This is a genomic window from Streptococcus sp. 3109, assembly GCF_013276905.1.
Classification (GTDB): Bacteria; Bacillota; Bacilli; order Lactobacillales; family Streptococcaceae; genus Streptococcus.
Map to the genome: position 1 here is coordinate 258,742 of NZ_VMLY01000001.1, position 23,044 is coordinate 281,785.

At 41.1% G+C, this 23,044-nt stretch carries 19 protein-coding genes, 1 tRNA gene and 1 other RNA gene; 3 read left to right on the forward strand and 18 right to left on the reverse strand.

Translation table 11 applies throughout. The features are described from left to right. Positions 1-232: 232 nt before the first annotated feature. From HT698_RS01405 to HT698_RS01425, 5 genes are all read right to left on the reverse strand, one after another. Complete coding sequence (locus HT698_RS01405) at positions 233-1,399, reverse strand: ATP-grasp domain-containing protein (RefSeq protein WP_173217545.1); 1,167 nt, start codon at positions 1,397-1,399, stop codon at positions 233-235. 12 nt (positions 1,400-1,411) lie between these two features. Beyond that, positions 1,412-2,152: an esterase family protein gene (locus tag HT698_RS01410; RefSeq protein ID WP_153219659.1), complete on the reverse strand. Its 741-nt coding sequence runs from the start codon at positions 2,150-2,152 to the stop codon at positions 1,412-1,414. A gap of 21 nt (positions 2,153-2,173) precedes the next feature. Next, positions 2,174-2,998 (reverse strand): alpha/beta hydrolase, encoded by an 825-nt coding sequence (locus HT698_RS01415; protein ID WP_031233572.1) that lies wholly within the window; start codon positions 2,996-2,998, stop codon positions 2,174-2,176. 135 nt (positions 2,999-3,133) lie between these two features. Beyond that, positions 3,134-4,348 (reverse strand): tRNA uracil 4-sulfurtransferase ThiI, encoded by a 1,215-nt coding sequence (thiI, locus tag HT698_RS01420; RefSeq protein WP_173217547.1) that lies wholly within the window; start codon positions 4,346-4,348, stop codon positions 3,134-3,136. A gap of 8 nt (positions 4,349-4,356) precedes the next feature. After that, positions 4,357-5,499 carry a cysteine desulfurase family protein gene (locus tag HT698_RS01425; protein ID WP_173217549.1) on the reverse strand — a complete coding sequence of 381 codons (1,143 nt, stop codon included), beginning with the start codon at positions 5,497-5,499 and terminating at the stop codon, positions 4,357-4,359. 138 nt (positions 5,500-5,637) lie between these two features. Between HT698_RS01425 and HT698_RS01430 the strand changes: the two genes are divergently transcribed. Further along, positions 5,638-6,066: a DUF6556 family protein gene (locus tag HT698_RS01430; protein ID WP_173217551.1), complete on the forward strand. Its 429-nt coding sequence runs from the start codon at positions 5,638-5,640 to the stop codon at positions 6,064-6,066. 42 nt (positions 6,067-6,108) lie between these two features. On the opposite strand, the gene HT698_RS01435 is transcribed toward HT698_RS01430, so the two are convergent. The 4 genes from HT698_RS01435 to HT698_RS01450 form a co-directional block, all read right to left on the reverse strand. After that, positions 6,109-8,412, reverse strand: a complete 2,304-nt coding sequence (locus HT698_RS01435; protein WP_345789466.1) for a DNA translocase FtsK — start codon at positions 8,410-8,412, stop codon at positions 6,109-6,111. An 85-nt stretch (positions 8,413-8,497) separates the two neighbouring features. Further along, positions 8,498-10,450, reverse strand: a complete 1,953-nt coding sequence (locus HT698_RS01440) for a fructose-specific PTS transporter subunit EIIC (protein WP_173217553.1) — start codon at positions 10,448-10,450, stop codon at positions 8,498-8,500. Further along, positions 10,447-11,358: a 1-phosphofructokinase gene (pfkB, locus tag HT698_RS01445; protein WP_173217555.1), complete on the reverse strand. Its 912-nt coding sequence runs from the start codon at positions 11,356-11,358 to the stop codon at positions 10,447-10,449. Before pfkB ends, HT698_RS01440 begins: the two co-directional genes overlap by 4 nt. Beyond that, a complete protein-coding gene (locus HT698_RS01450; protein ID WP_173217557.1) occupies positions 11,355-12,095 on the reverse strand; it encodes a DeoR family transcriptional regulator in 741 nt (246 codons plus the stop codon). Before HT698_RS01450 ends, pfkB begins: the two co-directional genes overlap by 4 nt. A gap of 161 nt (positions 12,096-12,256) precedes the next feature. Between HT698_RS01450 and HT698_RS01455 the strand changes: the two genes are divergently transcribed. Continuing rightward, a tRNA-Ser gene (locus HT698_RS01455) sits at positions 12,257-12,344 on the forward strand. A 78-nt stretch (positions 12,345-12,422) separates the two neighbouring features. Here HT698_RS01455 and HT698_RS01460 read toward each other — a convergent pair. The 3 genes from HT698_RS01460 to cozE all read right to left on the reverse strand — a co-directional run bounded on the left by HT698_RS01460 (position 12,423) and on the right by cozE (position 16,069). Continuing rightward, on the reverse strand, positions 12,423-13,757 hold the full coding sequence (locus HT698_RS01460) for an Nramp family divalent metal transporter (protein WP_155459215.1): 1,335 nt from the start codon (positions 13,755-13,757) through the stop codon (positions 12,423-12,425). A 314-nt stretch (positions 13,758-14,071) separates the two neighbouring features. Beyond that, positions 14,072-14,419: a transfer-messenger RNA gene (gene ssrA / locus HT698_RS01465) on the reverse strand. A 540-nt stretch (positions 14,420-14,959) separates the two neighbouring features. Next, positions 14,960-16,069: a cell elongation protein CozE gene (cozE, locus tag HT698_RS01470; protein WP_164225969.1), complete on the reverse strand. Its 1,110-nt coding sequence runs from the start codon at positions 16,067-16,069 to the stop codon at positions 14,960-14,962. Positions 16,070-16,171: 102 nt separating this feature from the next. On the opposite strand from cozE, the gene pbp3 reads away from it, so the two are divergent. After that, positions 16,172-17,413 (forward strand): D-alanyl-D-alanine carboxypeptidase PBP3, encoded by a 1,242-nt coding sequence (pbp3, locus tag HT698_RS01475; protein WP_173217559.1) that lies wholly within the window; start codon positions 16,172-16,174, stop codon positions 17,411-17,413. Between the two features lie 83 nt (positions 17,414-17,496). Here pbp3 and sufB read toward each other — a convergent pair whose 3' ends face one another. The 6 genes from sufB to HT698_RS01505 form a co-directional block, all read right to left on the reverse strand. Further along, a complete protein-coding gene (gene sufB, locus HT698_RS01480) occupies positions 17,497-18,909 on the reverse strand; it encodes a Fe-S cluster assembly protein SufB (RefSeq protein ID WP_000797050.1) in 1,413 nt (470 codons plus the stop codon). Positions 18,910-18,966: 57 nt separating this feature from the next. Continuing rightward, on the reverse strand, positions 18,967-19,407 hold the full coding sequence (gene sufU / locus HT698_RS01485; protein WP_173214244.1) for a Fe-S cluster assembly sulfur transfer protein SufU: 441 nt from the start codon (positions 19,405-19,407) through the stop codon (positions 18,967-18,969). After that, positions 19,394-20,620 carry a cysteine desulfurase gene (locus HT698_RS01490; protein WP_173217561.1) on the reverse strand — a complete coding sequence of 409 codons (1,227 nt, stop codon included), beginning with the start codon at positions 20,618-20,620 and terminating at the stop codon, positions 19,394-19,396. Before HT698_RS01490 ends, sufU begins: the two co-directional genes overlap by 14 nt. A gap of 10 nt (positions 20,621-20,630) precedes the next feature. Beyond that, a complete protein-coding gene (gene sufD / locus HT698_RS01495; RefSeq protein ID WP_173217563.1) occupies positions 20,631-21,893 on the reverse strand; it encodes a Fe-S cluster assembly protein SufD in 1,263 nt (420 codons plus the stop codon). A gap of 27 nt (positions 21,894-21,920) precedes the next feature. After that, the gene (sufC, locus tag HT698_RS01500; RefSeq protein ID WP_000114489.1) at positions 21,921-22,691 is read right to left on the reverse strand and encodes a Fe-S cluster assembly ATPase SufC; all 771 of its coding nucleotides are present in this window, start codon (positions 22,689-22,691) and stop codon (positions 21,921-21,923) included. A gap of 150 nt (positions 22,692-22,841) precedes the next feature. After that, the gene (locus HT698_RS01505; protein ID WP_001041547.1) at positions 22,842-23,036 is read right to left on the reverse strand and encodes a DUF3272 domain-containing protein; all 195 of its coding nucleotides are present in this window, start codon (positions 23,034-23,036) and stop codon (positions 22,842-22,844) included. Positions 23,037-23,044: the final 8 nt, after the last annotated feature.

Consider the following 23,044-nt stretch of genomic DNA (forward strand, 5'->3'; position numbering starts at 1 on the left):
TTGAAAACTATATCGTATAGGTGTCGTCATGGATCCTTTTAGCTGATTTACGGATACGAAAACACAATACTATGACTAAATTGAAATGTTAAAATTCAATTTCTGACCACCTAATCCTGCTTCAAATAGTTATCGAACAAGTTTTATGATAGCTACCTTGTTAGGATGCTCTTATTTTTTATCAGACAAAACAAAAGGATTAAGGGAGTGAATTTCCTTAATCCGATAGTTCTTATTCTTGACGTTGTCCGAAATCAGCAATCATCTGATCCATTTCTTGTCGACTCGGAGTTGTCAGCATATAAAGGTAATCCCCTTGAAGTTCCGCAAAGGCAGCTGGCATGATTTTTTTAACCTTGAACTGCTGACTATATTTGTCAAGCAAGTCCTCCTCAGAATAAACATAGTGAGCATTTGCACGGCGAGAAGTAGCCAAACAATACTGAGGTTCAAACTCTGACATTGGGAACTCTTCTCCTGCGACAATGGCTGCATATCCACGATAGAGATCCAAGGAATGAGCAAAGTTATAAACATCAATGGTGAAACCACCTGCAGGACGGTTATTGTACTCAATGGCAATGTAATCGTCCCCCTCACGGAAGAACTCAATATGGAAGAAACGTTCTTTCATACCAAATTCTTTGACAATTGCCTCACCATATTTACGTAATTTAGGATCCATATCCTTGAGCACGTAATAAGAATTATCCATCTTGTAAATCATGAGATCAAGCGGTGTATAGGCGTAGTCAAAGGTTGTTGAAAAGACAATCTTTCCATCCTTATCCACTAGACCATCAAAGGTACAGATTTCACTAGACGTGACAAATTTCTCAAAGAAATAAATAGTTGAATGGTCCCATTCTTGCTTGAAGTGATTGACATCGTCTTCTGTTTCAAGCTTAAAGGTCGCGGCTGCTCCAACTCCATTGTCAGGTTTGGCAATCATTGGAAGACCGATTTCGTTCACTGCTTGATCAACATCTGCTTCCGTCTTGATAACAGCTCCAGGTACCACGGGGACACCTGCTTTTTTGAACAGTTTCTTCATTTCAGACTTAAATTTCGTCTTTTTGAGATCCTCTGGTTTAGCACCAAAAACATTGAATTGTTCACGGAGAGCTGCGTCCAGCTCAAGCCAGTATTCATTATGGGATTCAATGCGGTCAATTGGTCCATGTTTATAAAAGAGAAAAGCAACTGCACGTTTGACTTCATCTATATTTTCAAGATTATCTACACGGAAATACTCGGTCAGGCTATTGCGCAAGGGCTCATCCAATTGCTCGTAAGGCTCTTGACCAATTCCCAAGACGGTGATGCCTTTATTGGCTAGTTCAATGGTAAACTGTTGAAAGTTTTGTGGATAGTAGGGAGAAATAACAAGGTAATTCATAGATAACTCCTTTTATAAATAGAGATTGCCGAGGAAATAAGGCATTTGTTTACGCCACCATTCCCAGTCGTGGGCGACATCATGTCCCCATTCAGCAAACCAGGCTGGAATTTGTTTCTGGTCAAAGGCTTCTTTGAGCTTGTAGAAAGATGGTAGACCGTCTTGTTCCCAGGCACCAAGACCCGTACACAGCACAATCTCTGCCTGACGATAACGATCAATAAACCAGCCGTCGTTCTGGTTCCAGATATAATCTACTGGCGAGTTTTGGTAAATAGCATCGTCATTATAGTAATCGCCGACAAAGAAACGTGCGTCGTAAACACCACTAAGAGCTATCACTTTGGTAAAGACATCTGGATGCTGGAGGAAGAAATTGACAGCATGGTAGGCTCCCATGGAGCAACCTGTTGTCATCATACCATCAAACCAGCCTGTCTTGTGCTTAATAAAAGGAATGGCCTCCTCAATCACATAGCGTTCGTAGGTACGGTGCATCTCTGCTTGGTCGTGACCGTTTTTCCAAGTGGCCAACCAGCTCTCACTGTCTACACTGGAGAGGGTAAAGAACTGGACACGGCCTTCCTCGATAAAAGAGGCACAGGCATCAATCATGCCAAAATCATAGTATTCGTTGTGACTACCACCTGATGAAGCAAAGACCACAACTGGAATCCCAGCATGTCCATAACGATTGAGGTACATTTCACGGTTGAGATGGCCACTCCAATGGCTAAGATGTTCAATATGCATTTCGTTTTTTCCTTTCTTAACTTACCATTTTTCTGCAAAAAATCTCAAACAATCTGGTAGATTTTCTGACCAAGGGATTTCACTATGGATGGCACCAGACTGAACTTTCAGCACAAGATTATCCAGATGTACCCCCCCTGCTATTAAATCATGGTAATAGCGAAGCGATGAGTCAATATAGGCTTGTTTGATATTACCAGCCATCAAGGTCTTGTCTGTATCATCCGCTTCTTCCGTTCCCACATAGATGAAGATGCGCTGGTCAGGCGATAGTTGCTGACGCTCGATATAGCGGTTAAAGGCTTCTTGGTGGAGCCAGTTGGCAGATGAAAAGACGCCCAAGCAACCAATTTGGTCTTGGTATTCTAAACCGATAAACTGGGTAATATTGCCTCCTAGTGAGGAACCAATCATAGCTGTATGCTGGCGGTCTGCTTTTGTACGATAAGTTTCATCGATAAAAGGCTTGACCACCTCCATGACAAACTCGGCATACTCCACACCCTTACCGCCAAACTGCTGGCCTGGGATGGGAGATTCTTGGAACTTCCATGCCGCATACTCATTCATCCGCCCCATGCCATCATTGTCAATAGCAACTACAATCATGCGACTGATATCGGGATTTCGTTTGATAGCTGGGATAATCTTCCATGAGTGACCAATGAAAGACTCCTTGCTATAAAAAACATTTTGCCCGTCATGAAAGTATACAACAGGATAGGAACGATTCGTGTCTTTCTCATAATCTTTAGGCAGAAGAACACGCACACGGCGCTCCTTACCTGTATAAGGAACCTTGAGTTTGTGTTCTTTCATTTTTAGATAAAAGTAGGATTGATTCATTGTCAGAAAACTCTCTATATTCAAAATTTATTCTTATTATATCACAGTTTAAGAAAAAAAGTCAGTTTTTCTTCCATTTTTGGATTAAAAACTAACTTTTTCATTTAATTTTCTAAATTCTTTTGGATTTTCTGATTAGAGCAGATTGTCAATCAAGTCATCAACTTCATCTTTTTCAGCTTGCGGTGTAATCTCAGTAATCATAATTCCAGCCACTGCTCGCTCAACTAAGCCTTCAACATCCATACGCGCTTCGTACTGCTCCGCATTCTTAATCTTAGGATTAGTCTTTGGACGATCTGGCGCAAAAATCGTACAACAGTCTTCAAACGGTTGGATTGAAATGTCAAAGGTATCAATTTCTTGTGAAATATCGATGATTTCCAACTTATCCATGGTCACAACTGGACGGATGATGGGAGTGTTGGTCACAGCGTTAATAGCCTGCATGCTTTCCAAGGTCTGGCTAGCTACTTGACCAAGGCTTTCCCCATTGATGATAACCAAACCATTTCGTACCTCACGAATACGATCGGTAATCCGCATCATAAAACGACGGGTCAAGGTCATGAGATAGGCTTCTGGCGCCTTGGCCTTGATTTCCTCTTGAATCTCAGTGAAAGGCACTTCGATAAACTGGATATTACCCCCAAACTTGGTCAATTTACGGGTCAAGTCCTGCGCTTTCTTGAGGGCACCGGGACTAGTATATGGTGGACTAGCAAAGTGAACAGCCTCAATATCCACCCCACGCTTAAGAGCAAGATAACCTGCTACAGGTGAGTCAATCCCTCCCGACAACATAAGCATACCTTTACCTGAAGTTCCAACTGGCAAACCACCAGCCCCACGAATAGTTTCATAAGAAAGATAGGCAGCTTCTTCACGGATCTCCACCTGAAGATTGATGTCAGGACTTTTCATTTGAGCTTGCACATTTGGAATGGCTTCAAAAACAGCTCCTCCAAGTGTTTGGTTGAGTTCACGACTATCCAACTCAAAGTTGTGGTCGCTACGCTTGCTAGAAATCTTAAAGGTCATGCCTTCCTTGTAGATGTCCTGCATAATCTCTTGGACAGCAGACTTCAGAACTTCTACAGATTTTTCAACCTTATAAACAGGGGAAAAGTTTTGAATTCCAAATACTTGTTTGAGAGATTCTGCAACTGCCGTGTAATCTGCTCCATTGAGGTAAGCATGGGCACGGTCGCGATCTGCTGTTACCTTAACTTGGGGATAGATAGACAAAACGTCTGAAATATTATTACGAAGTTTATTGATGAAACGCATACGGTTTTTACCCTTGGTTGACAGCTCACCGTAGCGAATCATAATTTCTGAATACTGCATGAATGCTCCTATCTTACTTTTCTAGTTTGATTGTAAATCAATTTTAACTTGGTCAAAAACTGCTCGACCTGACTCATATCATTTTCAAGGTCTAGGCTTAGACGCACAGCTGACCGAGCCTTATCTTTATCCACTCCCATAGCAATAAGAGTTCCTGCAGGTTTCCCAGCCTTGGATGAACAAGCAGAGGTCGTTGAGATGAAAATATCATAGTCTTCAAAGGCGTGAACGATGACTTCACCACGAACACCCTTGATTCCAAAAGTCAGAATATGAGGTGCGAAGTCTTCCTCATCTGAAAAGACAAAAATATCTGGATAGTCCAGAAGTGCTTGGCGAATAACAGCTTTCATCTGCCCAGTCTTGCTAGTAAAGAAATCTAGCTTTTCCATGGACAAACGGAGAGCCTTGGCTGTCGCTGCTATCCCTGCTACATTTTCAGTAGTCGACCGATAGTCACTCTCCTGACCACCACCTGTTAAAAGAGGTGTAATCTTCTTGCCAGACTTGATATAGGCAAAACCAACACCACGAACTCCGTGGAACTTGTGACCAGAGAAAGTCGCAAAATCCACTCGTTCTGTCAGATACTTTTCAGTCGGAATCTTGGCAAGCGCCTGAACCGCATCAACGTGGAAGGAAATAGTCGGCTTGTCTGCCAATAGTTTTGAAATAGCCTCAATGGGCTGAATAGAGCCAATTTCATTGTTAACTGCCATGATGGAAACAAGGGTCGTATCCGGTCTTATCAAATCTGCTAACGCTTCAACATCCACAAATCCTTTGTTATCAACTGGAGCAAAATCCACTTCAAATCCTTGACTTTTCAACCAAAGGGCTGACTCTTTGACTGCCGGATGTTCAACGGCTGATACGATGATGTGCTTGCCAAACTGGGCTTTTTCAAATGCTACTCCCTTGATGACCCAGTTATCCCCTTCTGTTCCACCAGAAGTAAAGAAGATTTCCTCACTTTTCTTACCGATTAAATCTGCAATCTGTTGCCGGGAAGCATCTAAAATTCGTGTTGCCTGGTCTCCCAAACGATGGAGACTAGATGGATTTCCTAAAATTTTTGAAGCGACCTGCATATAAGTTTCAAGTGCTTCAGGATAAGGCTTGGTCGTTGCCGAATTATCAAAGTAAATCATGTTTTCTTACGCTTTCTAAAATCACTCCCTCTATTGTATCATGAAACGGAGCTTGCGACAAGAAAGGGCAATTCCTCTTTTTTTAAGATTTTTTTAAAGAAATGCGGTATAATAAATTTTAATTAAAGGAGAGAATGTATGTCTAATTATCGTAGAACTTCAAAACCAAAAACAGAACACATCAAAAAAGGCTTTACGGTCTTTCAAAAAACCGTCGCTACTATCGGTAGTATCCTTGGCTTAATTACCGCAAGTATCACGATTATGAACGCCTTGGACAATAACAAAAATACTAAAAAAGAACCTACGACAAGCCAGACGACAACAATTGTCAAAGAAATTCAAAAGGAATCCCCTCAGGAAAACACTAGTCCCAATAAGGAAAATAACACTTCTCAAGAAAAAACACAGCAAGAGGAAACACCAAAAGCTAGCGTCAAGGAAGAGAAAAAAGAAGAGCAGAAAGCATCAACTCAGGATTCTTCTACTCCTACTCCAAGTAAACCTGCTACTGAAAATGAAAAACAGTCCAATACCCCAACTTCAGAAAATAAAACTAATCAATAATCACTAAAATAGCTTCTCTCCAAACTTGGAAAGAAGCCATTTTTATTGTTGCAATACTTTTCTTGGTTTGGTACCTTCAGCTGGACCGATAACACCTGCCATCTCCAGTTCTTCCATGAGACGAGTCGCACGGTTAAATCCAACTGACAAACGACGCTGAATCATGGAGGCGCTGGCTTTCTGGGTTTCTATCACCAAAGCCTTGGCTTCTTCAAAAAGCGGATCTCCACCAGCTTCACCATCTGAAAATTCACCGTCATTTTCAGAAACCTCACCTGGATCAAAACTATCATCGTAGTCCGCATCTGCCTGAGCCTTGATGAAGTTTACGATGCGCTCGACATCATCATCCGAGATAAAGGATCCTTGGAGACGAACTGGATGATTTTCATCAATCGGTTTAAAGAGCATATCTCCTCGACCAAGCAGTTTCTCAGCTCCATTTTCATCCAAAATCGTACGGGAGTCTGTCCCTGATGAAACCGCAAATGCTACACGAGATGGGACATTAGCCTTGATCAGACCAGAGATGACATCAACGGATGGACGCTGAGTTGCAAGAATCATGTGGATACCTGCAGCACGCGCCTTCTGTCCAAGACGGATGATAGCATCTTCTACTTCCTTGCTGGCTACCATCATGAGGTCAGCCAACTCATCGACAATCACGACAATGAGCGGTAGCGGAATCTGCTTGTACTCAGACTGGGCATTGAACTCTTCCACCTTAGCATTAAAGCCTGCAATATTCCGAACTCCTACCTTTGCAAAGAGTTCATAACGATTTTCCATCTCGTCCACAACCTTTTGCAGGGCCTTGCTGGCCTTGCGTGGATTGGTCACAACTGGAATCAAGAGATGAGGAATGTCATTGTAAACAGATAACTCAACCATCTTGGGATCGACCATCATAAATTTAACTTGATCTGGTCTCGCCTTCATGAGAATGCTAGCGATAATACCGTTAACTGCTACTGACTTACCTGAACCCGTCGAACCTGCGACTAGCAAGTGGGGCATTTTAGAAAGGTCAAAAGCTCTTGCGGTGCCATTAACAGCCTTCCCTAAAGGAATTTCCAAAAGATTTTCTGCTTTCGTTTGAGATTGTTCCCAAAGTTCTCGGAAAGACACAGTCGCAATCTCAGAGTTAGGCACTTCGATTCCAACGAGAGATTTCCCAGGGATTGGAGCTTCGATACGAACATCCTTGGCCGCCAAGGCTAGAGCGAGGTCATCTGCCAGATTGGAAATGCGGTTAACCCGCACACCCACGGCTGGCTTAACTTCATACTTAGTCACGGATGGCCCAATTTCAGCCCGTTCAACCGTTACCTTAATACCAAAACTAGCAAAAGTTTCTTCTAGGATTTTGATGTTTTCTCGAACAATCTTCTTCTCTTTCGACTGGTCTTTTGGTTTATCTGGGGCAAAGAGTTGTAAGCTTGGAAGTTTGTATTCAAGGGCTTCCTTTGCTGAAAAATCGACCTGAACATCTTCATCATCAGAGCCATCTTCCTGTTCAGGGAATTCAAGTTCAGGTTGAGGCAGGATGATTTCTGGTTCCACCCAGTCTTCTTCTGGAACAGGTGGAACGTCAAGCACAACATCTGCTGTCAGAATTTCACCCGTTTCCATATCAACAGGAGGCATATCGAGTAAGGCTTTTTCAGCCTCTTCTTTTTCTAATCTAGCCTCTTGCTCAGCCTTTTGACGAGCTTTTTCTTCTTGTTTGACAAAGCGTTCCTCTTTTCGACGCTCATGCCCTTCTCGCCATTTGGCAAATCCTCTACTGAAGAATTCAGCAATATCGTAAACAGACCAAGGACTGACTAGGAGGGCTCCAGCTAAAATCAAGATAGAACCAATAAAGTAAGTGCCGATATTTGAAAAGAGAAAGGCAGTTGGAATATAAAGGGCGACACCAATCAAGCCACCTCCAGCAAAACTGGTCGTTCGAAAACCAGTCAGATCAGTCACAACCTGAGCCATGGTCCCTTTTAATACCGACTTATCCAAACCATATTTCCAAACTAAGTAGGCCTCAAAAATCAAGAGTAAGCCAGCAAATATGGTGAAAAATCCTGATAAGAGTCCTTCCTGTTTTCGGATCCACTTGAAAAGGAAGAGATAGAGCAGGATACCAAATATTGCCAGATAAGCTAGGCTACCTACCAGCAAGCGTATTAAATTGTAAAGGGTGATACCTGCAGCCCCTAATTTGAAGGCTGCTAAAATCAATAAAAGCGCGATTCCCAACGAAATCAACATTCGTTGAATCGCTTCTTTTCTTTCGAGTTCTGCTTTTGACGGTCTCCGTCTTGTTTTACTTGTATTCTTGTTTGCCATTCTTCTATTATACCATATTTCACAGGTATTTCGGAAAGAGAAAAAGACTGCACCAAACGGTCCAATCTTTTCATTTTTCTATTTTTTATGCTTGTGGTTTGCGTAGGTAACCATAGACTACACCACTTACGATTGCTCCTACCAAGACAGAAACGAGGTAAAGGAGAGCATTTGAAGTAAGGGCGATAACGAAGATTCCTCCGTGTGGCGCCATGAGTTTGATACCAGTAAGACCAACGAGTCCACCTGCTACTGCTGAACCAAGGATGAAGCTTGGGATCGCACGAGCTGGGTCAGCGGCACCAAATGGAATCGCTCCCTCAGTGATAAATGACAAGCCCATGATGATGTTTGTCAAACCAGAGTTGCGTTCTTCCTTAGTAAATTTATCTTTGAAAAGAAGAGTTGCGACAAAGATTGCAAGTGGTGGCACCATTCCTCCAGCCATAACTGCTGCCATGGCTACAGAACCACCTGAAGAAACAGTCGCTGCAAGCGTACCTGTACCAAAGACATAGGCAGCTTTGTTGACTGGTCCCCCCATATCGACAGCCATCATTCCACCAAGGACGATACCAAGAAGAACAGCTGAACCTCCTCCAAGACCACCTAGGAAGTCATTCATAGCAGTGTTGATTGCTGCCATCGGGATGTTAACGGCTAGCATGACAAATCCTGTCAAGATTGTTCCAAGAAGTGGCAAGAGAAGAATTGATTTAGCACCTTCAAGTGAACGAGGAACTTTAACGTATTTCTTGATAGCAAGAACCAACGCACCTGCGATAAATCCACCAACAAGGGCACCTAAGAAACCAGATGAGACACCTGCAAGAGTTGAAGTTGCTTCACCACCTGCGGCATAAGGGATTTTACCAAAGGCAAAACCTTCTTTGGCAATAGCACCAGCCACGAAACCTGCTACCAAACCTGGTTTTTCAGCGATAGAGTAGGCAACATAACCTGCAAAGACTGGAAGCATCAAGCCAAAGGCTGCACCACCAATTTTCATGAACATAGAAGCTAGTTCATGGTAGGAACCAAGACTACCAAGATTTTCATTTGGAACACCCAAAGCACCGTCAATCAAGAAGGCAAGGGCAATCATGATACCTCCACCGATAACGAATGGCAACATTTGAGATACACCACTCATCAAGTGTTTGTAGAAGGCACCACCAAGACTTTGTTTTTCGTTAGAGGCTGTTGCAGCTTTTGCACCGTTTGCAGCACGGTAGATTTCAGCATCCCCAGAAAGAGCCATGTTGATCAACTCTTCTGTCTTACGGATACCGTCAGCAACTGGACGATTGATCAATGCTTTACCATCGAAACGATCCATTTCAACTGCCTTGTCTGCTGCGATGATAACAGCTTTAGCCTTACGAATGTCTTCCGCAGTTAGTTGGTTACCAACACCACTGGCACCGTTGGTTTCGACCTTAATTCCAACACCCATTTCAGCAGCCACTTTTTGAAGAGCTTCTTGGGCCATGTAAGTGTGGGCAATACCTGTTGTACAAGCTGTAACAGCTGCGATAAAGTCACCAGTTTCATTGGCAGGCGCTTGAACAGGCTCTTCAGTTTTTTCTGAAGCTTGGTCAAAAAGTTCAATGACTTGGTCAGCTGATGTTGCTTGACGAAGTTTGTCAGCAAAACCGTCTTTCATCAAGTATTGAGACAATTCTGCCAAGGCTGCCAAGTGGGTATCATTGGCACCTTCTGGAGCTGCAATCATAAAAAAGAGGTCGGTTGGTTGCCCATCTAAACTTTCGTAATTAACACCCTTGTTTGACTTAGCAAAGAGAACTGTCGCTTCTTTGACAGCAGCGTTTTTGCTGTGAGGCATTGCGATACCATCTCCTAAACCAGTAGAAGTCAAGGCTTCACGCGCCAAAATGCCTTCTTTAAAGGTTTCAAAATCTGTCACATAACCGTGCTCTGTCAAACTTTTAATCATCTCTTCAATGACAGCTGTTTTTTCAGTTGCCTGCAAATCCAGCAACATAACATCTTTTCTCAATAGGTCTTGAATTTTCATCGTTTTTCTACCTCAACTTTTTCATATGTTTCTTTAATAAATTCTGCTGTTGCCAAATCATCTGAGAAGGTGGTTGCCGTTCCGCAAGCCACTCCCCATTTGAAGGATTCTACTGCGTCTTTTGATTTGACAAATTCACCTGTGAATCCGGCAACCATAGAATCACCAGCTCCGACTGAATTTTTGACTGTCCCTTTGATTGGTTTAGCAAAGTAAGCTCCCTCAGATGTGACAAGAAGGGCACCGTCACCAGCCATAGAGATAATGACGTTTTGAGCACCTTTAGCCAGTAACTCTCGAGCATATTTCTCAATTTGGTCCAAACTGTCAAGTTTAACCCCAAAGATAGCTCCAAGTTCATGATTATTTGGTTTAACCAATAGTGGCTGGTAGTCCAAACTATCAATCAAGGTCTGTCCTTCAAAGTCACAAACCACTTGCGCACCAGTCTTGCGTGTCAAGGCAATCAAATCCTTGTAGATGACATTGCCTAGATTTTTAGCACTTGAACCAGCAAAGACAACTGTATCTTCTGCTGTCAGACTTGAAAGAATGGCTTTTAACTCTTCAAGTTGTTCGGGCTCAACAGTTGGACCCGTTCCGTTGATTTCTGTTTCTCGGTCTGCTTTGATTTTAACATTGATACGAGTATCTTCTGCCACTTGGACAAAACGTGTCTCGATTTCTTCCTTTGCCAAAGTATCTGTGATAAATTTACCAGTAAAGCCACCGATAAATCCCGTCGCTGTATTGGGAATACCCAAGCGTTTCAAGACACGACTGACATTGATTCCTTTCCCACCAGCAAACTTATCATCACTGTCCATACGATTGACACTACCGACTTGGACTTGGTCCAAACGAACGATATAGTCAATGGATGGATTGAGTGTGACTGTATAAATCATACTTCTATTACCTCCGTTTTCTCCTTAATAACCTGCAAGAGATCATGCCCTTGACTTGTGATAACAATAGCGCGTTTGAGTGGTGCTACCTTTGCAAAGCAAGTTTGTCCAATCTTAGACGAATCCACCAAGACATAGGTCTGTTTGGCATTCTCTAAAATAGCACGCTTCACAGCTCCCTCCTCCATATCAGGAGTTGTATAATAGCCATCGTCCACACCATTCATCCCGATAAAGGCACGGTCAAAGTGCAATTGGTTAATCTGGTTAAGAGCAACGCCCCCGATGCTCGCATCTGTCGCCATCTTGACACTTCCTCCAACCATGACAGTTGGAATCTGCTTTTCAACCAACTGAGCTGCATGGTGAATGGAGTTGGTCACAACTGTAACATTCTTATTGACCAATTCATGAATTAAAAAGGCTGTCGTTGTTCCAGCATCGATAAAGATGACATCTTGTTCCTTGATAAGAGAGGCTGCTTTCTGAGCCAGCAACTTCTTCTCTTGAAGGTTTTTGACAGATTTTTCTTGAATGGTTTCTTCTTCCTGCAAGGAATGAGGCAATTCTGCTCCACCATGCACGCGACGAAGCTTGTTTTCTGCTTCCAATTCATCCAAGTCTCTTCGAACCGTTGATTCTGAGGTCTCTAGCAAACTAACTAATTTTTCTAGAGAAATTACATGATGTTGATTTAACTCCTCTAAAATCAGTTGCTTCCGCTCTGTTTTTAACACCGAATCACCTCCTGTTATCGTTTACACTATTCATTCTATCACACTTTCTTTTAAAGTCAAGCATTTTTTATCATTTTCTTTCAAATTCTATCATTTTTCTTATTTTCAGAATTTTTATTGCAAGATAAGAGCCTTTATGGTAGACTATTTGAGTAAGTATTGGAAGATTACTCAAGAGGCTTAAGAGGCCGTGTTGGAAACGCGGTAGGCGTGTAACAGCGTGCGTGGGTTCGAATCCCATGTCTTCCGTTTATTTTAAAAAAGATACCCAAGAAATCTTGGGTATCTTTTTTCTTATATGCTTGTTTTATAACTCGGGTGAATTTCTTAGAAAATATCAAATAACAATTTCACATTGAGAATTGTTAAGATAATGGAAACAATATAACCAAGGATGGTATTCCATTTAGCATTGGTAAATTCGCCCATCAGTGATTTCTTAGAAGTTAAATAAATCAAAGGGAAGATTGAAAACGGAAGAGCGATTGAAAGAAAGACCTGTGAATAGACCAATAACTGATCCAAGGTTTTTTCCTGATGACCAAACAGAACTGCAACTATCATGACAGGTAGCAAGGCAAAGAGGCGAGTCGCCAAACGAATGAACCATTGAGGCAATCTCATATGCAAGAAACCTTCCATAACGATTTGTCCAGTCAAGGTACCCGTAATTGTCGAATTCTGACCACTGGCTAATAAAGCCAAGGCAAACAAGGTTGATAAGGTCGAGCTAGCTATAGCTCCTGCAATAGTAGAATCCTGCAAGGCATTATACATTTGAGAGAAGGCAGAAATCTCGGATGCATGGCCGAAAAAGAGAGCCGCTCCTAAGATCAAAAGAAGGGAGTTAACGACAAAGGCCAAGGATAACTCGAGATTAGAATCCCAGGTCATAAAGCGTACGGCTTTTCGAACATCATTTTTGTCCTTGTGATTGATTTTACGAGTCTGTGACAAGGATGAATGCAAATAGAGGTTATGAGGCATAACAGTTGCTCCCACGATCCCTAGTGCCAAGGTTAATTGACTTTCATGCCCTGGCAAAGGACTTTTAAATAAGGTTGCATTCGGTAGATAACCCTCAACGATTCCTTGGAAGCTTGGATGTGACAAGGCTACAAGATAGGTAAAAATTGCTAGAATGGTTAAAATCAGTGTTGTCACAATAGCTTCAATCTTCTTAAAGCCAAATTTCATCAGAAGCAATAAGAGAAAAACATCCAACACGGTCAAGAGGATGGCTATCATAATCGGAATCTTAAAGAGAAGATTGAGAGCAATCGCTGAACCTAGAACTTCTGCCAGATCTGTCGCCATCAAGGCTAATTCTAAAATCACCCATAGACTATAACGAAGCCATTTAGGTGAATGATGAGCCGTTGCTTGAGCCAGGTCCATCTGGGTTACAATACCAAGCTTTCCTGCCATCTGCTGAAGTTGCATGGCAATGAGAGATGAAATCAAGATAACAAACAAGAGACTATACTTATAGGAAGCACCACCGACTACACTGGTAATCCAGTTTCCTGGATCCATATAACCAACTGCGACAAGAGCACCCGGACCTAAAAAGGCCTTTAAATTTTGCCAGAAATGATTGTTATTTGGAGTATCGATAGATTGATTAATCTCAGAGAGTGACACTTTTTTATGAGAAGACATAGATACTTACCTCTTTCTAAACCTACTTTTTCATTATTTTCTATTAGAGAAAAATAAGATTGACTTTAAACTATTAAAACAATGAAAACTATATGAAAAACATTTAGTTTTTTCATTATTTTTCTTAAGGCACCTTAATTATAACAGAAAATATGATAAAAACTTAAGAAAATTCAGGACTTGATTTAATATTTAGGATACAACAAAATGTTGTATCTTTTTTTGCAAAAGAATACCAAGGAATACCAAAGATAAAAATAAAAAACGTTGATTTAACAACGTTTTACCAAGGAATGCAAAAGAATGCAAAGGAATAATGGAGCCGGTGGGAGTCGAACCCACGTCCAAACACCTGCCAACATATTTGTCTACAACCATAGGTTATGTATTATTTTAACAATCCCTCGACACATAACTCAAGCCTAGAAACTGCGAGTCTATCAATCTCTTATCAAGCCGCTAGACAAGACTTAATCGTATCTCGCTAATAATAAGACCTGTCATTGAACACGAGCAATCCAAATCGGGTCACGCCTGCTGGTTTTTAGGCAGCTAGAGCGTAAGAAGTGTTATTTTTTGCAGTTATATTTAACTGAGCGTTTACGTCGCCACACGAGTCGCAAAATATGCCTCATAATGCCTGTCGAATCCGTAACGACCCCAAAAGACAATAAAACCATTATACCTTATCTAACTCAAAAATGCAAAAAGGAAATCACTTACCTAAAAAAGATACTATTCGAGAAATTTAGCAAACTGGGAGACTAACTACAACTTTCTCAGTGCATAACTTTACGATTGTGAATAGAACTTACGAAATCCAATTAACACATACCTAAGATAAAGCTATCTGTTTTGAAGAAATTCACTAAGAAAATTATTCTAAAATACTTTCAGATGAGAATTTTCCTACTCTCTTTATTTCAATTCATTTGAGTTTAAAAACTATAAAATCAATCCTTATATTATTCGGACTACGTTTTACTTGTTGTGCTAAAATAAATAAATTTCATTCAAACTTTAATAGACTATGAAAACCAGTGGAACTTACCCTGACACGGAATTCCACTGGTTTTTCGATTTTTATCAGATTAACTTCTACTATTCTTAGCTGTGAAAATTAGTTTAGGACTTTAACTTATTTTCAATCTTCTAATCTAAAGGCCACTTCCAGTAAAGAAAAATCAGGGTTCTCCTGACTTTTACTTAGCTAATTCTCTTTCTCGTTCTTTCATTATTTTATGATTTTCATACAAACGGGATAAGAACTTAGAAATTTCTTTTAAGATAGAATAGGTTGGCACTGCGACAATCATTCCAACTACACCATAGATATTGCTTGACAACAAAAGTAAAACTAAAATCGTGATTGGATGAACCTTCATAACACTTCCTACGATTCGAGGATATAAGATATTACCATCTACCTGCTGAACAACAAGCATATAAATCACTGCAATCAGCATTCTATGGGGATCAGTGAATATATTTGCGATGATCATAGGAATCAGACCAATACTTGGCCCCACATAAGGAATTAAATTGGCTACACCAGAAAAAATAGCAAAAACTAAAGCATATTTTAAACCAATAATACTATAGCCAATATAAGCTAAACAACCTATAATGATTGCGTCAATCGAAACTCCACTAATATAGCGAGCAATCGTCGCATTCAAATTCTTTAAGAGGCCTGCAATATGCAAACGATCCCTCTTTAGAATCGTTCTTTCAAGCATGGGCAAGAATTTATGTCCATCTAGTAAGAAATAAACCAAAAAAACTGGAGTCATAATCAAAATCAAAACAGTACTGATAAGAGCTGACAAGACGCTCCCCACACTATTTGATACGCTATTTAGGATCTTTTGAAGAATATCAACATAGGATAAGTTTAACTGCTGAATTGTAGCTTCTACATCCAAATTCTGGAGCGCAGGATAATTAGATAAGTCTATGATTAAGTCTTGTACTCGACTATAAATAGTTTGACTAGATATAATCAAGCTAGATAACTGATTAATCAAAATAGGTAAGAGATAGACAACACCTATGACCATTCCCCAGACCAAAGCACACAAGGTAATTAAAATACCAAGTAAACGATTGAGTTTACAGACTTTATTTAAGAAAGTAACAATAGGGTTTGTCAAATAATAAAGAAAGCCCCCTAATAAAAATGGAATCATAATTGTATTAAGCACGCTAACAAAAGGGTTAATCAAAGACCCCATCTGTCTCCATAGGTAAAAGATGAGGGTTAAGAGTAAAATTTCTGTGGTCCAAAAAAATAATTTATTTCTACGAAACATGAGTTACCTCCCTCACTCTATTTTACCATATTTTCAAAAAGCTTAACGGATGAATTATTAAAGCAAGAATATTTTTTTTCTTTATGATAGAATAAGACTACTATGAAAAAAATATTTTTAACTTTATTAACTGTCTCCCTTTTAGGAGGTGCTTCTACTGCTGTTGCTCAAGATTTTACCATTGCCGCTAAACATGCGATTGCTGTTGAGGCAAATACTGGTAAAATTCTCTATGAGAAGGATGCAACGCAACCTGTCGAAATTGCTTCCATAACAAAATTGATTACTGTTTATCTGGTCTATGAAGCTCTGGAAAAGGGAAGTATTACCCTCTCCACTCCTGTAGATATTTCTGACTATCCTTATCAATTGACAACAAATTCTGAAGCCAGTAATGTTCCTATGGAGGCCCGTAATTATACTGTCGAAGAGTTGCTTGAAGCAACTCTGGTATCTAGTGCCAACAGCGCCGCTATTGCCCTAGCTGAGAAAATTGCTGGCTCAGAAAAAAACTTCGTTGATATGATGCGAGCCAAACTCCTGGAATGGGGAATCAAAGATGCCACGGTTGTCAATACAACTGGTCTTAACAACGAGACTCTAGGGGATAACATTTACCCAGGGTCTAATAAAGATGATGAAAATAAGCTCAGTGCTTATGATGTTGCCATCGTTGCCCGCAACCTCATCAAAAAGTACCCACAAGTCTTGGAAATCACCAAAAAACCTTCTTCTACTTTTGCTGGAATGACAATTACTTCAACCAACTACATGTTAGAAGGTATGCCTGCTTACCGTGGTGGTTTTGATGGGCTAAAAACAGGAACAACAGATAAGGCTGGAGAGTCTTTTGTTGGTACTACTGTCGAAAAAGGCATGAGAGTCATCACAGTTGTTTTAAATGCAGACCATCAAGACAATAATCCCTACGCTCGGTTTACAGCTACATCTTCCCTAATGGATTATATTTCTTCTACATTTACACTTCGCAAAATCGTTCAGCAAGGCGATGCCTATCAAGATAGCAAAGCCCCTGTACAAGATGGAAAAGAAGATACGGTCACTGCAGTGGCCCCAGAGGATATCTATCTAATTGAGCGTATTGGGAATCAATCTTCCCAATCTGTTCAATTCACACCTGATTCCAAAGCAATCCCAGCACCACTTGAAGCTGGAACAGTGGTTGGCCATCTGACTTACGAAGACAAGGACTTGATCGGTCAAGGTTACATTACCACAGAACGTCCTAGTTTTGAAATGGTAGCAGAAAAGAATGTTGAAAAAGCCTTCTTCTTAAAAGTTTGGTGGAATCAGTTTATCCGATTTGTTAATGAGAAATTATAAAAAAATCGCGGTTTAAAATCGCGATTTTTTATTACAAATTCATCTTCAAGATCCTTGATTGGGGGTAAATCTAAAAACAAATTTTAACCGACTGATCCTTCCATTTCATAGCTAATCAAGCGGTTTAGCTCAACAGCATATTCCATTGGAAGCTCTTTTGTGAAGGGTTCTACAAATCCCATAACAATCATCTCAGTTGCCTCAGATTCTGACAATCCACGGCTCATGAGATAATAGAGTTGTTCTTCAGAAATCTTAGATACCTTAGCTTCGTGTTCCAAAGCTACTTGCGAGTTGTGAATTTCATTAAACGGAATGGTATCTGATGCTGACAAGTCATCCATGATAATGGTATCACACTCGATGTGAGAAACAGACTTCTTAGAGTTTTTGTTAAAGGTTACCTGTCCACGGTAGTCAACCTTTCCTCCGCCTTTAGCAATGGATTTAGACACAATAGACGAGCTAGTATGTGGAGCATTGTGGATCATCTTAGCACCCGTATCTTGGTGTTGCCCAGCATTGGCAAAGGCAATCGAAAGCATGGTACCACGCGCCCCTTCTCCATCAAGGTAAACAGATGGATATTTCATGGTTGTTTTAGCACCCAAGTTACCATCAATCCACTCAACAGTGGCATCCTTTTGAGCTTTAGCACGTTTGGTTACCAAGTTATAGACGTTATCAGACCAGTTTTGGATAGTCGTATAACGCATATAAGCTCCATCCAAGGCAAAGATTTCTACGATGGCCGCATGCAAGCTGTTACTTGAATAAGTTGGCGCTGTACATCCTTCTACGTAATGGACACTTGCTCCCTCATCAACGATAATCAAGGTACGTTCAAACTGACCAGTATTTTCGTTGTTGATACGGAAGTAAGTTTGAAGTGGAATATCTACCTTTACACCTTTTGGTACGTAGATAAAGGTTCCACCAGACCATACTGCTGAGTTGAGGGCAGCTAATTTGTTATCTGTTGGCGGTACCAACTTGGCAAAGTATTGTTTAAACAAGTCTGGGTATTCCTTGAGGGCAGAATCTGTATCTGTAAAGATAATCCCCAATTTCTGGAACTCTTCCTTCATGTTGTGGTAAACCACTTCTGACTCATACTGGGCAGAGGCACCTGCTAGATAGGCACGCTCAGCTTCCGGAATCCCAATACGTTCAAAGGTTTCTTTGATTTTTTCAGGAACGTCATCCCAAGAACGGGCTGGCTTATCAGATGGTTTTTGGTAGTAGATCAAGTCATCAAAGTCAATCTCTGACAAGTCTGCTCCCCAAGTTTGCATAGGCATTTTTTTGAAGGTTTCATAAGACTTCAAACGGAATTCTAACATCCACTCAGGTTCTCCCTTAGCAGCTGATAGTTCACGAATGACATCTTCATTCAATCCTTTTCCTGTCGATAGGACAGGCTCTACATCATCATGGAAACCAAATTTATATTCACCAAGGTCAATTGGTTTTGGTTCTACTCTTTCTTCAGCCATAATATCCTTTCTTTCATTCTTCATTTCTACTGATTCATAAGACAAAAGAAACTTGTCTTAGTTGTTTTCTTGATTTTCGATTGTTTTCTTAAGGGCGTTCCAAGCTAGGGTTGCACATTTGATTCGTTGCGGAAATTTGGCAACACCTGACAAAAAAGCTGCATCGCCTAGTTGGTCTTGGCGTTCATCTTTTTGTCCTTGAACCATTTCAGAAAAAATAGTCGCAAGTTCTAAAATTTCTTGCTTGGTCTTGCCCAAAACAGCATCTGTCATCATGCTTGCAGAGGCAGTTGAGATGGTACAACCTGAGTTTAGAAAAGCGATATTTTCCAAACAGTCATCTGCATCAAACTTGACAGAGAGATTGATGACATCGCCACAGGTCGGATTGTTGAGACTGATTTGTTCAGCATCTTCCAACTTTCCTTGATGATGTGGATTTTTCGAATGGTCCGCTACCACTGCCATATAAAGGCTATCTAGTTTAGAAAGTGCCATTGAAAAACTCCTTTGTCTTTTGTAAGGCATCGACTAGCTTGTCGCAATCTTCCTTGGTATTGTAGATATAAAAACTTGCACGAGCTGTTGCTGGAACATCCAAATACTGGAGCAAGGGTTGCGCACAGTGGTGACCCGCACGAACTGCCACACCTTCATAATCCAAAGCCGTTGCAAGGTCGTGAGGATGAAGGTCGCCTAGGTTAAAAGCAATGACACCTGAACGTTGAGCCAAGTCCTGTGAACCATAAATGGTCAGTCCTTCAATTGCCTGCAATTTTGGAAATACGTAGGCGATCAATTCCTGTTCATGGGCTTCAATGACATCCATACCAATCTTTTCCAGATAATCCACTGCGGCAGCAAGTCCGATTGCACCAGCCATGTTAGGAGTTCCAGCCTCGAATTTCCAAGGCAATTCCTTCCAACTAGCAGATTGTTCATAAACGAAATCAATCATCTCACCACCAAATTCAAGGGGTGACATTTGCTCCAGATACTTTTCTTTGCCGTAAAGAACACCGATACCAGTTGGACCAGCCATCTTGTGACCTGAAAAGGCAAAGAAGTCCACATCCAAGTCCTGGACATCAATCTTCATATGAGGCGTAGATTGAGCACCATCCACCACCATGATAGCTCCAACTTGGTGGGCCATTTTAGTGATTTCTTTAATCGGATTGACCACACCAAGGACATTTGATGCATGAGCTAGGGAGACAAACTTGACTCTATCAGTCAATTTAGCTCGCAAATCATCCATATCCAGAGCTCCATCCTTGAGATAGACATAAACAAGCTCTGCTCCAGTCTTGCGACAGGCTTCTTGCCATGGAATGATATTGGAATGGTGTTCCATGACAGAAATCAAGACTTGGTCACCCTCAGTTAAGATTTCCTCTGCAAAGCGTGCCACCCAGTTAAGGCTGGTTGTCGTTCCTCTAGTAAAGAGAACTTCTTTTGTCGAACCTGCATTGATGAACTTACGAATGCTTTCACGAGCGGCTTCATAAGATGCTGTCGCTCGTTCTGCCAAAGTATGAACACCACGGTGAACATTGGCATTGTCCTGCTCATAGTAGCGGTTGATTGTTTCCAGAACTGCTAGTGGTTTTTGTGTCGTCGCAGCATTGTCCAGATAGACCAGAGGTTCATCGTTGACAATCTGGTCTAAAATTGGAAAATCCTTGCGAATCACTTCTACATCTAACATAGGCTACCCCTTAGCGTTTTGACAATTTTTCTTCGATAGTTGCAATCATTTCATCACGAACTTCCTTGACTGGAATCTCAACGATAACGGAGCCAAGGAAACCACGGACAACCAAACGTTCTGCAGTTGCCTTATCTAAACCACGGCTCATGAGGTAGTACATGTCTTCTGGATCCACCTGACCGATAGAAGCTGCGTGACCTGCAGTAACATCATTTTCATCAATCAATAGAATTGGGTTAGCATCTGAACGAGCCTGGTCAGAAAGCATGAGAACACGGCTCTCTTGTTGCGCATCTGCTCCCTTGGCACCCTTGATGATGTGGCCGATACCATTGAAAGTCAAAGTTGCTTTTTCAAGAATAACCCCATGTTGAAGGATATTTCCGATTGAGTTACAACCATAGTTAGTCACTCGAGTATCAATCCCTTGTACCTGACGACCACTTGAAAGAGCTACAACTTTCAGGTCAGCATGGCTACCGTTACCAATCAAATCGCTATCAAAGTCCGCAACGACGTTCCCTTCGTTCATAACACCAATCGCCCAGTCAATGCTTGCATCGTTGCCTAATTTACCACGACGGCTAATGTAAGCAGTAACATTTTCACCTAGACGATCAATGGCGGCAAACTTCACCTGAGCACCAGAACGTGCAATTACTTCTACTGTGATATTAGCAGTTGCTTTGGCACTTCCTTCACCGCGTGACTCTAAACGCTCCAGATAACTAATCTTAGAATTTTTACCAGCGATAATCATAATATGCTTGTTAAACGGCACATCGCTATCGCTGTCTTGATAGAAAATTCCTTCGATTGGTTCAACAATTTCCACGTTATCAGGAATATAGAGAACAGCACCACTGTTAAAGTAAGCTGTGTGGTAGGCCGCCAACTTGTCATCGTCATACTTAACAGATGACATGAAGAATTCTTCGATCAGCTCGGGAATTTCTTCTAAAGCTGAGTGGAAGTCTGTAAAGATAACACCCTGTTCAGCCAATTCAACTGGAATTTGCTCAAAAACAGTTTGGGTTCCTACTTGCACCAACTTCAAGTGGTTATCTAGTGCAGTGAAATCTGGAACATTTGCTGATGGCTCACTTTCTGTAATCGTTCCATCACCCAGATTCCAACGGTGAAATTTCACACGCTCAATAACTGGTAATTCCAAAGTCTCAATCTTGTCAAAAGCTTTTTGACGGAGATCAGCCAACCAGCTTGGTTCAGCGTGCATTTCTGAAAAAAGTTTAATATTTTCTTTAGTCATTTACTTCTCCTAAAAGATACGAGGGAATTACAATTCTTCCTTGTAGTCGTAGCCAAGTTCTTCAGCTAGTTTTGCGTATCCTTCACGTTCCAAACGCGCAGCCAATTCTGGACCACCTGAAAGGACAACACGACCTTCCATCATGACGTGTACCACGTCTGGTGTGATGTAGTTCAAAAGACGTTGGTAGTGAGTGATAATCATAGCACCAAAGCCTTCACCACGCATAGCATTCACACCTTTAGAAACAACTTTAAGAGCGTCAATATCAAGACCAGAGTCAATCTCATCCAAAAGGGCGAAAGTTGGTTCCAACATCAAAAGTTGAAGAATTTCATTACGTTTTTTCTCACCACCAGAGAAACCTTCGTTGAGGTAACGCTCTGCCATTTCTTCTTTCATGTTGAGCAATTCCATTTTTTCATCTAGCTTAGTAATAAACTCGCGAACTGAAATCTTCTCATCGTCTTCTTTACCAGCATTCATGGCTGCACGAAGAAACTCAGCGTTGGTAATTCCAGGAATTTCTGATGGGTATTGCATAGCAAGGAAAAGTCCCATACGCGCACGCTCATCCACTTCCAACTCAAGGATGTTTACGCCATCAAACAAAACTTCACCTTTGGTCACTTCATAGTTAGGATTTCCCATGATAGCGGCAGAAAGAGTCGATTTACCAGTACCATTTGGCCCCATGATAGCGGCGATTTCACCTGTTTTCAGGGTCAGGTTAACCCCTTTTAAAATTTCTTTTCCTTCAATCTCAACGTGAAGATCTTTGATCTCTAATACTGACATGATAGTTCCTTTCTTTTTCAAGGCCTTTACAGTGCTTACTAGAAACATACTTGATTTCCCTAGAAAATACGGTAAAAGGTCAATAAATATACTTTTATAGTATAACAAAAAAAAGCCTAAAAGGCTTTGATTTTGTCTGGAAGCTGAGGGCTAGTCTTTCCTATTAAAATGCTGATCGATGACATCAACGATTTTGCCCATCACATAACTGACTCGGAAATTTCTGAAGAGTAAAATTGCCCAAAAGGCTGCCATAATATAGCGACCAGTCATCCAGGCTTCATTGAAAAAATAGGTTTCAGCAGCTGTAAACAGCGCCATAATAATAAATTGTTGTTTATTCATAAACTTAT